The 14,365-nt window shown below is 68.9% G+C and carries 13 protein-coding genes; 11 read left to right on the top strand and 2 right to left on the bottom strand.

The features are described 5' to 3' along the window. Positions 1-216 precede the first annotated feature (216 nt). The 6 genes from IE325_RS05555 to IE325_RS05530 all read left to right on the top strand — a co-directional run bounded on the left by IE325_RS05555 (position 217) and on the right by IE325_RS05530 (position 4,772). Positions 217-651: a DUF3052 domain-containing protein gene (locus IE325_RS05555; protein ID WP_190068584.1), complete on the top strand. Its 435-nt coding sequence runs from the start codon at positions 217-219 to the stop codon at positions 649-651. Between the two features lie 116 nt (positions 652-767). Further along, positions 768-1,226 carry a peroxiredoxin gene (locus tag IE325_RS05550; protein WP_190068583.1) on the top strand — a complete coding sequence of 153 codons (459 nt, stop codon included), beginning with the start codon at positions 768-770 and terminating at the stop codon, positions 1,224-1,226. Positions 1,227-1,339: 113 nt separating this feature from the next. Next, the gene (locus IE325_RS05545; protein WP_062724311.1) at positions 1,340-1,915 is read left to right on the top strand and encodes a TerD family protein; all 576 of its coding nucleotides are present in this window, start codon (positions 1,340-1,342) and stop codon (positions 1,913-1,915) included. Between the two features lie 187 nt (positions 1,916-2,102). Beyond that, positions 2,103-2,678, top strand: coding sequence for a TerD family protein (locus tag IE325_RS05540; protein ID WP_190068582.1), 576 nt, complete (start codon positions 2,103-2,105; stop codon positions 2,676-2,678). A gap of 126 nt (positions 2,679-2,804) precedes the next feature. After that, positions 2,805-3,953, top strand: a complete 1,149-nt coding sequence (locus tag IE325_RS05535) for a DUF475 domain-containing protein (RefSeq protein WP_190068581.1) — start codon at positions 2,805-2,807, stop codon at positions 3,951-3,953. Between the two features lie 81 nt (positions 3,954-4,034). After that, the gene (locus IE325_RS05530; protein ID WP_190068580.1) at positions 4,035-4,772 is read left to right on the top strand and encodes a TerD family protein; all 738 of its coding nucleotides are present in this window, start codon (positions 4,035-4,037) and stop codon (positions 4,770-4,772) included. 25 nt (positions 4,773-4,797) lie between these two features. Here IE325_RS05530 and IE325_RS05525 read toward each other — a convergent pair whose 3' ends face one another. Next, the gene (locus tag IE325_RS05525; protein ID WP_190068579.1) at positions 4,798-5,592 is read right to left on the bottom strand and encodes a TerD family protein; all 795 of its coding nucleotides are present in this window, start codon (positions 5,590-5,592) and stop codon (positions 4,798-4,800) included. 187 nt (positions 5,593-5,779) lie between these two features. Here IE325_RS05525 and IE325_RS05520 point away from each other — a divergent pair, with 187 nt between their 5' ends. Genes IE325_RS05520 through IE325_RS05510 form a run of 3 tightly spaced genes read left to right on the top strand, consistent with a single transcriptional unit; the run spans position 5,780 to position 10,361 of the window. Next, a complete protein-coding gene (locus tag IE325_RS05520; RefSeq protein WP_190068578.1) occupies positions 5,780-6,946 on the top strand; it encodes an HpcH/HpaI aldolase/citrate lyase family protein in 1,167 nt (388 codons plus the stop codon). Between the two features lie 41 nt (positions 6,947-6,987). Next, positions 6,988-9,549 (top strand): phosphoribosyltransferase, encoded by a 2,562-nt coding sequence (locus IE325_RS05515; protein WP_190068577.1) that lies wholly within the window; start codon positions 6,988-6,990, stop codon positions 9,547-9,549. Beyond that, positions 9,549-10,361, top strand: coding sequence for an HAD family hydrolase (locus IE325_RS05510; protein WP_190068576.1), 813 nt, complete (start codon positions 9,549-9,551; stop codon positions 10,359-10,361). The genes IE325_RS05515 and IE325_RS05510 overlap by 1 nt, the downstream gene beginning before the upstream one ends. A 3-nt stretch (positions 10,362-10,364) precedes the next feature. Here IE325_RS05510 and IE325_RS05505 read toward each other — a convergent pair whose 3' ends face one another. Next, positions 10,365-10,580, bottom strand: coding sequence for an FmdB family zinc ribbon protein (locus IE325_RS05505; RefSeq protein ID WP_190068575.1), 216 nt, complete (start codon positions 10,578-10,580; stop codon positions 10,365-10,367). Positions 10,581-10,831: 251 nt separating this feature from the next. Between IE325_RS05505 and IE325_RS05500 the strand changes: the two genes are divergently transcribed. Both IE325_RS05500 and IE325_RS05495 read left to right on the top strand, forming a co-directional pair. After that, the gene (locus tag IE325_RS05500; protein ID WP_190069191.1) at positions 10,832-12,937 is read left to right on the top strand and encodes a transglycosylase domain-containing protein; all 2,106 of its coding nucleotides are present in this window, start codon (positions 10,832-10,834) and stop codon (positions 12,935-12,937) included. A 49-nt stretch (positions 12,938-12,986) separates the two neighbouring features. Then, a complete protein-coding gene (locus tag IE325_RS05495; RefSeq protein ID WP_190068574.1) occupies positions 12,987-14,270 on the top strand; it encodes a polysaccharide deacetylase family protein in 1,284 nt (427 codons plus the stop codon). Positions 14,271-14,365 lie beyond the last annotated feature (95 nt).

Genomic DNA, 14,365 nt, shown 5'->3' with positions numbered 1-14,365 from the left:
CCAAACGCACAAAGGGGGCAGATTGGTGTGGTGCGCGTCACCTTGAGACCATGAGGGTGTGCCTGGAGTTGCGGTGACACGTTCAGGATCGTCACCGTTTCGGCGGTCTGAACGGCCGGGTACTTGCGCGATCCGCCCCGCCCGTGTGGACTACGGCCAATGCTTCGCGCACGCGCGTGGCTGAGTTATTCCCAAGACATGATCAGGAGGCAACCCGTGAGCGCGACCGCGGACCACGCGGAGGAACGGACCCTTGCCGAGAGGCTGGGGTTCCAGCCCGAGCAGGTGGTCCAGGAGATCGGCTACGACGACGACGTAGACCAGGAACTCCGCGAGGCCATTGAGTCAGTCACCGGCACAGAGCTCGTGGACGAGGACTACGACGACGTCGCCGATGCCGCGGTGCTGTGGTTCCGCGACGAGGACGGCGACCTGACGGATGCGCTGGTGGATGCCACCACGTACATCGAAGAGGGCGGTGCCATCCTGCTGCTCACGCCGAAGACCGGCCGTGACGGCTACGTGGAGCCCAGCGACATCTCTGAAGCCGCGACCACGGCTGGGCTGTCGGCGTCCAAGAGCGTCAGCGTCGGCAAGGACTGGAGCGGCAGCCGGCTGGTGACGCCCAAGGCCGCGAAGTCCAAGAAGTAGAACCGGTGACGAGGCCGGGCCGGGCTTCCCGGCCCGGCCTCGTGCACGGGCCCGGGGGGTCGCTGCATAGGGTGGGTGCCACCCGAACAGCCCCCACCGAAGGGACATCCACGAAGATGGCGATCCAGGTCGGCGACAAGGCCCCCGACTTCGAGCTCAAGGACAACCACGGCGCCACCGTGAAGCTCTCCGACTTCCGCGGCTCCAAGAACGTCGTCCTGCTCTTCTACCCCTTCGCCTTCACCGGCGTGTGCACCGGCGAGCTGTGCGAGGTCCGCGACAACCTGCCGAAGTTCGCCGACCGCGACACGCAGGTGCTCGCCGTCTCCAACGACTCCATCCACACCCTGCGCGTCTTCGCCGAGCAGGAGGGTCTGGAGTACCCGCTGCTCAGCGACTTCTGGCCGCACGGCGAGGTCAGCCGCGCCTACGGTGTCTTCGCCGAGGACAAGGGCTGCGCGGTGCGCGGCACCTTCGTCATCGACAAGGAGGGCGTCGTCCGCTGGACCGTCGTCAACGCCCTGCCGGACGCGCGAGACCTGGGCGAGTACGTCAAGGCGCTCGACACCCTCTGATTCTTCGGTACCAAGGCATGCGAGCCACGGGAACCCGTTACTAGGATCGACTCGTTGATCCGATATCAAACGCACGGCGGGGCTCCCCGCCCCTGGACACCAATGGAGGACTCGTGGGAGTCAGCCTCAGCAAGGGCGGCAACGTATCACTGAGCAAGGAGGCCCCGGGCCTCACTGCGGTCATCGTCGGTCTGGGGTGGGACATCCGCACCACGACCGGCACCGACTTCGACCTGGACGCCAGCGCGCTGCTGCTGAACCCGGAAGGCAAGGTCGGCAGCGACGCGAACTTCGTCTTCTTCAACAACCTCAAGAGCGCCGACGGCTCTGTCGAGCACACCGGCGACAACCTCACCGGTGAGGGCGAGGGCGACGACGAGCAGATCAAGATCAACCTCGCGGGCGTCCCCGCCGACGTGGAGAAGATCGTCTTCCCGGTCTCGATCTACGACGCCGAGAACCGCCAGCAGTCCTTCGGCCAGGTGCGCAACGCCTTCATCCGCGTCGTCAACCAGGCCGGCGGCACCGAGATCGCGCGCTACGACCTCTCGGAGGACGCCTCCACCGAGACCGCGATGGTCTTCGGCGAGCTGTACCGGCATGGCGCGGAGTGGAAGTTCCGCGCCATCGGCCAGGGCTACGCGTCCGGCCTGCGCGGCATCGCGCAGGACTTCGGTGTGAACGTCTGACGTTCCCCGTCGTGGCGTGAGAGTCCAGGACACCACTGGCCGAGTCCGGCGCCGCACCGTTTGGGTGCGGCGCCGGCTGCGCAGGACAACCAGAGAAGAGCATCACCGGGCCTGTCTTTCGGATCAGCCCGATCCCGAGGCCCCGGGCTGAGCCGAAAGACAGGACCGCAAGGGGAGGACCAGGATCATGGGCGTCACGCTCGCCAAGGGAGGCAATGTCTCCCTGTCCAAGGCCGCACCCAACCTCACTCAAGTGATGGTCGGGCTCGGCTGGGACGCGCGCTCCACCACCGGAGCCCCCTTCGACCTCGACGCCAGCGCCCTGGTGTGCAGCGCAGGCCGGGTGCTGGGCGATGAGTGGTTCGTCTTCTACAACCAGCTCAAGAGCCCGGACGGCTCGGTGGAGCACACCGGCGACAACCTCACCGGCGAGGGCGACGGCGACGACGAGTCGCTCCTGGTCGACCTGTCCAAGGTGCCGGCCCAGTGCGACAAGATCGTCTTCCCGGTCTCCATCCATATGGCCGACGAGCGCGGCCAGACCTTCGGCCAGGTCAGCAACGCCTTCATCCGCGTCGTGAACCAGGCCGACGGCCAGGAACTCGCCCGCTACGACCTCAGCGAGGACGCCTCCACCGAGACCGCGATGATCTTCGGCGAGGTCTACCGCTACCAGGGGGAGTGGAAGTTCCGGGCGGTGGGACAGGGGTACGCGTCCGGCCTCAGGGGCATCGCACTCGACTTCGGGGTCAACGTCTCATAACGCGATATGAGCAAAACCCGGGCCCCGGTGGGGGGCGAAGGGCGGCCGACTAGACTCCGGGTTCAAAGTCTTCGTAAAGCCGAGTGCGGCGCGCGGGAGCCCCGTACACATAGGATTGGGTAGCCAGTGGTTCTGAAAACCTTCGGCTGGTCGTTCGCGGTCACCGCGCTCGGCCTGGTTGCAGCGGTCCTCTTCGGGGGGTGGACCGCCCTCGGCATCGTGGCGATCCTCTCCGTCCTCGAGATCTCGCTGTCGTTCGACAACGCGGTGGTCAACGCCGGGATCCTGAAGAAGATGAATGCCTTCTGGCAGAAGATCTTCCTCACCATCGGCATCCTGATCGCCGTCTTCGGCATGCGGCTGGTCTTCCCCGTCGTCATCGTCGCGGTCACCGCCTCGCTGAACCCGATCGAGGCCGTCGACCTCGCCCTCAGCGACAAGGACCAGTACCAGCAGCTGGTCACCGACGCCCACCCGGCGATCGCCGCGTTCGGTGGCATGTTCCTGCTGATGATCTTCCTGGACTTCATCTTCGAGGACCGGGACATCAAGTGGCTGGGCTGGCTGGAGCGCCCGCTGGCCAAGCTCGGCAAGGTCGACATGCTGTCGGTCTGCATCGCCCTGATCGTCCTGCTGATCTCCGCCCTGACCTTCGCGGCCAACGCCCACCAGCACGGCGGAGCGCATGTCGACAAGGCGGAGACGGTCCTGCTCTCCGGCATCGGAGGCCTGATCACCTATCTGATCGTGGGCGGACTCTCCGGCTACTTCGAGGACAAGCTCGAAGAGGAGGAGGAGCGCGAGCACGAGGCGGAGGAAGAGGCCGAGCGCACCGGCAAGCCCCGCTCGGCGGTCGCCCTGGCCGGCAAGGCCGCGTTCTTCATGTTCCTCTACCTCGAGGTCCTGGACGCGTCCTTCTCCTTCGACGGTGTGATCGGCGCCTTCGCCATCACCAACGACATCGTCCTGATGGCGCTGGGTCTCGGTATCGGCGCGATGTACGTCCGGTCGCTGACCGTGTACCTGGTCCGCCAGGGCACCCTCGACGACTACGTCTACCTGGAGCACGGCGCGCACTACGCGATCGGCGCGCTCGCCGCGATCCTGCTGGTCACCATCCAGTACGAGATCAACGAGTTCATCACCGGCTCGGTCGGCGTGATCCTGATCGCCTGGTCCTTCTGGTCCTCGGTGCGCCGCAACCGCGCGCTGGCGGCCGCTGAGGGAAACGCGGAGGGCTCGGACGCGAAGACTGAGGTCTCGTCCGGGGTGTGACACCCCCGCTGGTGAGGAACGCTCTCGACGGGGCGGCCGGACGTCCGGCCGCCCCGTCGGCTTGCAGAAGGTGGGGGCTAAATGGGCTTCTTCGACGGGCTCTGGCGTGGCCGGGCGGCCGAATTCGACTCGGGCAGCGCGTCATCGAACTCGATCGAGCTGACGAAACGGCACGACCGGGTCTCGCTCACCAAGCAGGGCGCGGCGACCGGGCATCTGCGGATCAACCTGACCTGGCGGATGCGGACGTCCGACTTCGGGGGCTCACAGCGGGAGAGTCTGCTGCGGCACCCCTTCAAGGCACTCAAGCCGCCGGAGGTCCTCGGGCACAGCCAGAGCATGGTCAACGTCGACCTCGACCTCGGGGCGCTGTACGAGCTGACCGACGGCACCAAGGGCGTCGTCCAGCCGCTGGGCGGGTTCCTCGGGGACGTCAACGCGCCGCCCTATGTGAAGCTCAGCGGTGACGACCGGTTCGGTTCGGCGTCCGGGGAGACGATCTACGTCAACCTCGATCACCGGGAGAACATCAAGCGGCTGCTGGTCTTCGTGTACATCTACGACCAGACGCCCGCGTTCGACCGTACGCATGCGATCGTCACGCTGTATCCGAGCAATGGCCCGCGGATCGAGATAGGCCTGGACGAGCGGCATCCGCAGGCCCGGTCCTGTGCGGTGGTGATGATCGAGAACGTGAAGGGCGAGATCTGGGTCCGGCGCGAGGTGAAGTTCGTGTACGGGTTCCAGGCCGAGCTCGATCGGTTGTTCGGATGGGGGTTGCAGTGGGGTCGCGGATACAAGACCAAGGCGGAGAAGTAGGCGCCCCTCGACGGGGGCGCTGCCGTCAGCGTCCGATGAACTGCGGCCCCTGAGGCGGCAGGCGGAAGTCCGTGGCCGGGGCCGCCGCCGTCACCGGGGGCGGGTAGCCGTAGCCCGAGTGGGCCGTGGCCGGCTGGGGGTAGCCGTATGCCGGCTGGGTCGGCGGGGGCTGCTGGGGATAGCCGTACGCGGGCTGGGGCGGGACCGTCGTCGTGGGCTGCTCGGGGGGCAGGGGCTGGGAGACCTCCGGGGCAGGGGCGGGGTCGGCCATGGCCTCCGACTCGTCCACCGAGATGCCGAAGTCCGTGGCCAGGCCCCTGAGGCCGTCCGAGTAGCCCTCGCCGAGCGCGCGGAACTTCCAGCCCTCGCCGCGGCGGTACAGCTCGCCGCAGATCAGGGCCGTCTCCTGGCCCGTCTCCGGCTTGATGTCGAAGTACGCCAGCGGATCGCCGTCGGGGGCCGTGGCGTCGTACAGCAGGATGCGCAGATCGCGTACGCGGTCGAAGGCGACGCCGTCCGCCGAAGCGACCAGGAGAATCTGGCCGACGCCGGGCTCGACACCGGTGAGATCTGTCTGGATCGTGTCGGTGAGGCCCTCGGCGAGTCGCTTCTTGCCGAGCCGCCAGACCTTCCCGGAGGGGTGCCGGGGCTGGTTGTAGAAGACGAAGTCCTCGTCGGAGCGCACACGACCGTCGAGGCCGAGGAGCAGAGCCGAGGCATCGACGTCCGGGACCCCCTGCCCGGGCGTCCAGCGCAGCACGGCGCGTACCGTCGTGGCCTCCAGCGGGACGTTCGACCCCTTCAACATCGCGTGCGTCATGCGGTCATCCTGCCCTCTCCGTCCTGGTCACGACAACGCGGGGGTACACATACCGTGCGCGCCCGTGTTTGCCTGCGTTACCAGAAATTCATGCCCGTCGGGAACCCCTGACATGGGTATCTACGTACTATTACCGGCCACCTGTGAACAGGTCACAGGGGTCACAGAGTCACCACGGGGGAGCTCTATGCGTCATTTCGGGCAGATCGCCCCGGAGGTGCGGCAGCGCCTCTTCCACCAGGAGCCGTGCGCGTTCACCGCCGACTCCCCGGCCAGGCTGCTGTCCGTGGCCCTGGGCGCCACGCTCTACAGCCCGGCCACCAGACCCCGGCTCGCCGACGACATCGTCAAGCAGACCGGCCGCGGCGTGGTCTCGATGGTGCTGTGCCTGGAGGACTCGATCGGGGACGAGGACGTGGCGGAGGGCGAGGAGAACCTCGTCCGCCAGTTCACCGACCTCGCGGCCCGCGACGGCGACGACCTGCCGCTGCTCTTCATCCGGGTCCGCGCTCCCGAGCAGATCCCCGACCTCGTACGCCGGCTCGGCCCCGCCGTACGGCTGCTGTCCGGTTTCGTGCTGCCGAAGTTCACCGAGGAACGCGGCATGCCCTTCCTGGAGGCCCTCGCGAGCGCCGAGTCGTACAGCGGACGGCGGCTGTTCGCCATGCCGGTGCTGGAGTCGCCCGAGCTGATGTACCGCGAGTCGCGCGTGGAGACCCTGGAGGGCATCTTCCGGGCCGTCGACAAATACCGCGACCGGGTCCTCGCGCTGCGCCTCGGCGTCACCGACTTCTGCTCGTCGTACGGGCTGCGCCGGGCCCCCGACATGACGGCCTACGACGTCCAACTCGTCGCCTCCGTGATCGCCGACGTGGTGAACATGCTGGGCCGGGCCGACGGCACCGGGTTCACCGTGACCGGGCCGGTGTGGGAGTACTTCCGGGTGCAGGAACGTATGTTCAAGCCCCAGCTGCGCCGCAGCCCCTTCCTTGAGGGCCAGGCCGAGGAGCTGCGCGAGGCCCTGATCGAGCACTCGATGGACGGCCTGCTGCGCGAGATCACGTTGGACCACGCCAATGGCCTGACCGGCAAGACCTGCATCCACCCCTCCCACGTACTGCCCGTGCACGCGCTGTCCGTGGTCAGTCACGAGGAGTTCAGTGACGCCAAGGACATCCTCAAGCCGGAGCGCTGCGGCGGGGGAGTGCTCAGATCGCAGTACACGAACAAGATGAATGAGGTGAAGCCGCACCGCGCCTGGGCCGAGCGGACCATGCTGCGGGCCGAGGTCTTCGGCGTGGCCCACGAGGACATCGGCTTCGTGGAGCTGCTCGCCGCCGGAATCCCGGCCTGAGCGGCCGGTCTCTCTCCTTTTCCGATATCTCCAAGGGACGCATGAACAACGCAGTGAACGACGGGGTCTGGTCCGGCAGCTGGGTCGCCGAGCGGCTCGGGGTCCGGCTCGTGGGCGACGACGGGCTCACGGAGATGCTGGGGCTCGCCCTGCGCCGCAACCCCAAGCGGGCGCATCTGCTGGTCTCCAACGTGCTCGGCAAGCACGTACCGCAGTCACCGTCCGTGGTGTACGGCGCGGGCTTCGCCCTCGGCCGCCGGGTGCGGGAGCTGCTCGGCGAGGAGGAGGCGAGCGCCGCGGTCGTCCTCGGTTACGCGGAGACGGCGACCGGGCTCGGCCACTCCGTCGCCGACGGGGTGGGTTCCGCGGCCTATCTGCACTCCACGCGGCGCCCCGTCGCCGGGGTCGCCCCCGCGGGCGGCTTCGAGGAGTCCCACTCGCATGCGACGTCGCATCTGCTGCTGCCGGAGGATCCAGCGCTGCTGGCGGGGGATGGGGCTCTGATCCTCGTCGATGACGAGTTCTCGACGGGGAACACGGTGCTGAACACCGTGCGCGATCTTCATGCGCGGTATCCGCGGCGTCGGTATGTGGTGGTGGCGCTGGTGGATATGCGGTCGGCGGAGGATGCGGGGCGGCTGGAGGAGTTCGCGCGGGAGATCGGTGCGCGGGTGGATCTGGTGACGGCCGCGTCGGGGACGGTGCGGTTGCCGGAGGGGGTGTTGGAGAAGGGGCAGGCGTTGGTGGCGCGGTATGAGGCGGAGGGTTCGTCGGCTGCGGGTGAGTGGGGGCTGGTCGCGCAGTTCCCCGCGCCCCTGAAAGACAGCGGCGTTGCCCTCGAAGCCGAATCGAACCCGCACCCGAACGGCAACCACACACCCCGCATAGACCTGCACTGGCCCACCGACCTCCCCGACGGCGGTCGCCACGGCTTCACCCCCACTCACCGCATCCGCCTCGAATCCGCCCTCCCCGACATGGCCGCCCGCCTCGCAGAGGCACTCCCCGCCGACGCCCGCCGCATACTCGTCCTCGGCTTCGAGGAGCTGATGTACGCCCCCCTCCGCCTCGCCCGCGAGCTGGAGCAGGTCGCCGAGGGTGTCGAGGTGCGGTACTCCACCACCACCCGCTCACCCGTCCTCGCGGTCGACGACCCCGGCTACGCGATCCGCACCCGCCTGGTCTTCCCGGCCCACGACGACCCGGCCGACGGCCCCGGTGAGCGCTACGCCTACAACGTCGCCGGCGCCGGATTCGACGCCGTCATAGCCGTCGTCGACTCGACCGCCGACACCCCCGAACTGCACGCGCCCGGCGGCCTGCTGGCGCAGCTGGCCGCGCACACCCCGCACGTCCTGCTGACGGTCGTGCCGTCGTACGTCCCCGGCCCCCCGGCCGGTCCCGAAAGGCACCCGATGCTGCCCGAGCCCCTCCGTGGCCCCGCGTTCTCCTCGTACGCCCCCGAGGAGGTCGGCTGGCTGCTGCAGGATCTCTCGGACGTGACGCTGGAGGCGCCGACGGAGGAGAGGGAAGAGGCCATCCAGAGCGGCGGCGCGCACTACGCGGAGTCGCTGCCGGTGGAGTACCAGCCCAGCGAGCAGTACCAGGAGCTGTTCCACACGGCGCTTGAGGAGTCGGCGGCGCGCCTCGCGCAGGCGGCCGGCGCGGTGACGGAGATCGTGCTCGCCGAGCGCCCCCACGGCCGAAAGCGTGGGGGGACCCCCATGCCCCGCCCGGTGCTGGTGTCGCTGGCCCGCGCGGGCACCCCGGTCGGCGTCCTGATGCGCCGATGGGCCCAGTTCCGGCATGGGCTGGACCTGCCGCACTACGCCGTGTCCATCGTGCGCGGGCGCGGCATCGACGCCAACGCCCTGCGCTGGCTGGCCGCCCACCACGACCCCCGCGACATCGTCTTCGTCGACGGCTGGACCGGCAAGGGCGCCATCACCCGTGAACTGACCGCTGCGATACGGGAGTTCGAGGCGTCCGACGGCATCACCGGCTTCGACCCGGAGATCGCCGTACTGGCCGACCCGGGGTCCTGCGTGCGGACGTACGGCACCCGCGAGGACTACCTCATCCCGTCCGCGTGCCTCAACTCCACGGTCTCCGGGCTGATTTCGCGTACGGTGCTCCGAGCCGACCTGGTCGGGCCGTACGACTACCACGGCGCGAAGTTCTACCGCGAACTCGCCGGCGCCGATGTCTCCGTGGCCTTCCTGGACGCCGTCTCCGCCCGCTTCCCGGAGGTCGTGGACGCCGTCGACGCGACGGTCAAGGAACTGCTGTCCGGCGATCGTGAGCCGACCTGGGAGGGCTGGGCGGCCGTCGAGCGCATCAGTGAGGAGTACGGCATCCACGACGTGAACCTCGTCAAGCCGGGTGTCGGCGAGACCACGCGGGTGCTGCTGCGCCGGGTGCCGTGGAAGATCCTGGCGCGGGCCGGGGCAGGCGCCGACCTGGACCATGTCCGACTGCTGGCCGAACAGAGAGGGGTTCCGGTGGAAGAGGTCGCCGAACTGCCGTACACCTGTGTGGGGTTGATCCACCCCAAGTACACGCGGGGCGCGACGGGTGCCGACGGCAGGGCGGTGAACGTCTGATGCCGGTGCTGGTGGCGAGCGACCTCGACCGTACGCTGATCTACTCCGCGGCGGCCCTCGCGCTGACCATGCCGGACGCGCGGGCGCCCAGGCTGCTGTGCGTGGAGGTGCACGAGGCCCGGCCCCTGTCGTACATGACGGAGACGGCGGCCCAGCTGCTGACCGACCTCGGTGACGCGGCGGTCTTCGTGCCGACGACGACCCGGACCCGTAAGCAGTACCAGCGGATCAACCTGCCGGGCCCCGAGCCGAAGTACGCGATCTGCGCCAACGGCGGCCATCTGCTGGTCGACGGCGTCACCGATCCCGACTGGCACGCACAGGTCCAGGCCCGGCTGGCCGAGCAGTGCGCGCCGCTGGCGGAGATCCGGGACCATCTGCTGGCCTCCGCCGACCCGCTGTGGGTGCGCAAGCACCGCATCGCCGAGGACCTCTTCGCCTATCTCGTCGTCGAGCGCGAGCTGCTGCCCGAGGAGTGGGTGAAGGAGCTCGCGGTGTGGGCGGAGAACCGCGGCTGGACGGTGTCCCTCCAGGGGCGCAAGATCTACGCCGTCCCGAAGCCGCTGACCAAGAGCGCCGCCGTGCACGAGGTGGCCCGCCGCACGGGCGCCGACCTGACGCTGGCGGCCGGTGACTCCTTGCTGGACGCCGACCTGCTCCTCGCCGCCGACAAGGGCTGGCGCCCGGGCCACGGCGAACTGGCCGACGCCGCCTGGACGGCACCGGCGATCAGCGCGCTGCCGGAGCGGGGCGTGCTGGCGGGGGAGCGCATCCTGCGGGAGTTCTTGAAGGAGACCAGGGCTTCCAGGTAGGCGTCAGCCGCAGCAGCCCCCACCGCAGCAACCGCCCCCGCCGCCGGCAGGCCCGGCCGCGGGGGCGTTCGCCGTGCCGCCGACCGCGACCGTCGAGAGCAGCTTCACGGTGTCTTCATGACCGGCCGGGCAGTCGGCCGGGTCGGAGGACTGTGCCATCGGACGGCTCAGTTCGAAGGTGTCACCGCAGGTGCGGCAGCGAAATTCATAGCGAGGCATGCCGACAGACTAATCGGCCTGACCGGTTACACACCCCTCTGCGGCCGTTTGTGCTCGACGCTGTCCGATACCAGTGTGGAGAAATTGAAAAGAGCACTGATAGTTTTCGATCGCCGCGAGGAACCGTAAGACCGGGGGAAGTGGGGGCTCGCTGCCGTTGACCGCGGCAGCCGTGCCTTTCCGCGCGGGCACGACCGAATGCGGGGAGGGGCGCAGCCGTGACCAGGGCTGGGCGAGAGCCGGACGAGACCATGCAATTGAAGGTCCCCGCGCTCCCGCCGGACGAGACCGTTCAATTGCGGACGGTCGAGACGGAATTATCCCGTACGACCGAATCAACCACGCCTGAATCCGGCTTACGGGGTCACCGGCGCACAGCCACGCGTTCCCCGGCATCGGCCGTGTCCCGCGCCCTGTCCCGCCTCGCGCCCCACCTCCGCCGACTGCGCCCGCGGTACCCGCGTCCGGGCCGCACCGGCTGGCGCCGCTGGATGCCCTCCTGGCGGCAGTGGCTCGGTGCCGTGCTGACCTTCCTCGGGCTGACCGGCGCGGCCCTGACCGTGGCCTACGCCGCCACCGACATCCCGGCGAACCTCAACTCGTACGCGACCCAGCAGGACAACGTCTACTTCTGGTCCGACGGGACGCCGATGGCCCGTACCGGCTGGGTGCGGCGGCAGGACATGCCGCTGAAGGACATACCCGAGGACGTCCGCTGGGCGGTGCTCGCCGCCGAGAACGCCAGCTTCTACAGCGACCCCGGCATCTCGCTCAGCGGCGTCACCCGCGCCGTATGGCGCACCTTCGGCGAGGGCGACACACAGGGCGGCTCGACGATCACCCAGCAGTACGTCAAGAACGTGTACCTCAACCAGGACCGCTCGGTGGGCCGTAAGTTCACCGAGGCCATGCTCGCCCTGAAGCTCGACAACCGGATGAGCAAGGACGACATCCTGGAGGGGTATCTCAACACCAGCTGGTTCGGCCGTGGCACCTACGGCATGCAGCGCGCCGCCCAGGCCTACTACGGCAAGGACGTCGGCGAACTGAACGTCAGCGAGGCCGCCTTCCTCGCCTCCCTCCTCAAGGGCGCCGCCCTCTACGACCCCGCGCTGAGCAAGGCCAACCACGCGCGGGCGGTGGAGCGCTGGTCCTGGATCCTCGACCGCATGGTCGACATCGGCAGGCTGTCGCCGGACGAGCGGGCCAAGTACCGCGAGTTTCCCGAGCCGTTGAAGCAGACCCGGGGCTACGACACCGGCAAGCAGAGCGACTACCTGGTGGAACTCGCCGCGCAGTACGCCAAGAAGGCCGCACGTCTCACGGACAAGGAGTTCGACCTCGGCGGCTACCAGATCTACACGACCTTCGACCGCAAACGGGAGACCGCGCTCACCGACGCCGTGACCAAGGCCCGCGAGAAGGCTGCCAAGGACCACCCGGCCACCGCGAAGACCGCACATTACGGCGCCGCCTCCGTCGCCACCGACGGACGGATCCTCGCCGTCCACGGCGGCCCCGACCACCGTGAACAGGGCTTCAACGAGTCCAACGCGACCACCGTGCCCGCCGGTTCGGCCTTCCAGCCCTTCGTCTACGCCTCCGCGCTCCAGAACGGCGTCCACCGCACCCGCGACGGCGGCCCCACCGAGGTCACCCCGGAGACGCTCTACGACGGTGACGACGGCGTCCCCGTGATGACGCCCGAGGGGCCGTACTGGGACCGGGGCGGCAAGCAGGTCACCGCCCGCAACGACGGCCGTAAGGACTACGGGCGGATCAGCCTGCACCAGGCGCTCGCCCAGTCGGTGAACACGCCGTTCATGCAGCTCGGCATGGACACCGGCCTGGACAAGGTGCGCCGGACCGCGGTGGCGGCCGGGCTGCTCGGCTCCAGCTTCGGGCCGCAGGTGCCGGCGCTGTCCCTGGGCAGTGCCACGCCCAGCGCGATCCGGATGGCGAGCGGGTACGCCACGTTCGCCGCCGAGGGCACGCATGTCGAGCCGTACTCGGTGGCCCGGATCACCCGCAACGGCTCCCGGGTACGGCTCGCGAAGCCCGCCTCCCGGCGCGCGGTGACGGCGAAGGTGGCCGAGCAGGTCCAGGCCGCGCTCGGCTCCGCCTTCAGCCTCGCCCACCCGGCCTCCACCGCGCGGGCCACGGGCAAGGCCGGCACCACCCAGAACGACACCGCGGCCTGGTACGTCGGCACCGCCTCCGACGTGTCCACGGCCGTCGTCGCCTACCGCATCGACCTCGGCAAGAGCCTCGAACCCCTGCCGCTGAAGGGCGTCGCCGGCACCCCGGCCGACAGCGTCCCGTACGACATCTGGTCCGGTGCCGTCGGCCTCCGCTGACCCGGCATCCGGTCACCACCCCCCACCCCCCTCGCAGAATGAGCCGCGCATGATGTCACCGTCCGGCCGTCGCCGCCGCCCCCGTGAACCCCGCCGCAATCCGCCCCCGAGCATGCTGACCCTGGCCGTCCTGCTGGTCGTGGCCTCCCTCGTCGGCGGCTATCTGGTCCTGAACCGCACGCACAGCACCCCGACCGCGTCCTCCGCCACCCGGGACGGCGGCAGACGGGCCACGCCCGAGCCGGGCCCCGAGCCCTCCTGGGACGGCAGGACGAAGGTCCTCGGCGACGGCTCCACCTCCTACACCGGCCCGCAGAAGGGCCAGTTGAAGCCGGTGCCGCTCGAGCCCGGCCAGAAGCCGCCCCAGTTCGTGGTCTTCTCCTGGGACGGCGCGCTCCAGGGTGACGACGAACTCTTCTCCCACTACCGGGAGTTGGCGAAGAAGTACGACGCCCACATGACCTTCTTCCTCACCGGCATCTACCTCCTGCCCAAGGACAAGAAGAACCTCTACTCCCCGCCCCAGCACCCCAAGGGCTCGGCCGCGATCAGCTTCCCCACCGACGACCACATCCGCACCACGCTGGAACAGCTCGGCAAGGCCTGGCAGGACGGCAACGAGATCGGCACCCACTTCAACGGCCACTTCTGCGGCGCCAAGGGCGGCGGCGACTGGAGCGTGGCGGAGTGGAAGAGCGAGATCGACCAGTTCTACGACTTCGTGGAGAAGTGGAAGACCAACACCGGCTACACCGACATCGCCCCGCTGCCGTTCGACTTCCGCAAGGCGGTCACCGGGGGCCGCGCGCCCTGTCTGGAGGGCCAGGACAACCTGCTGAAGGCCGCCAAGGACTACAAGTGGCGCTACGACGCCAGCTCCACCGGCGACTTCCAGATATGGCCCAGGAAGAAGAACGGCATCTGGGACTTCCCGCTCCAGATGCTCCCGTACGAGGGCGGCGACTTCCAGGGCCTGTCCATGGACTTCAACTTCCTCTACAACCAGTCCGACGGCGAGACCGACGGCGACCCGTCCCGGTATGCCGAGTGGGGGCAGGAGACCCTTGGCACCTATATGGCCGGCTTCAACCGGGTCTATTACGGCAGCCGGGCCCCGCTGTTCATCGGCAACCACTTCGAGGAGTGGAACGGCGGCATCTACATGAAGGCCGTCGACCAGGTCATCGAGAAGGTGTGCACGAAGAAGGACGTGAAGTGTGTGTCCTTCAAGGAGCTGGCCGACTGGATGGACGTACAGAAGCCGGAGACGTTGCAGCGGCTGCGCGGCCTGGATCCGGCGCAGTCGCCGGACTGGTCGACGGTCGTGAAGTAGCCGGATGAACGATCAACTACCCCCGGGTTCTTCACAGTTGGGGAGATCGTGTAGACATTCCCTGCCCGGGTTCGACCACCCCGCGCAAGGAGAAT

Origin of the sequence: Streptomyces lanatus (assembly GCF_014655715.1) — a bacterium.
GTDB classification, from domain to species: domain Bacteria; phylum Actinomycetota; class Actinomycetes; order Streptomycetales; family Streptomycetaceae; genus Streptomyces; species Streptomyces lanatus.
The sequence above is the reverse complement of the archived record's forward strand: the minus strand, read 5'-3'. Positions and strand labels throughout refer to the sequence as shown.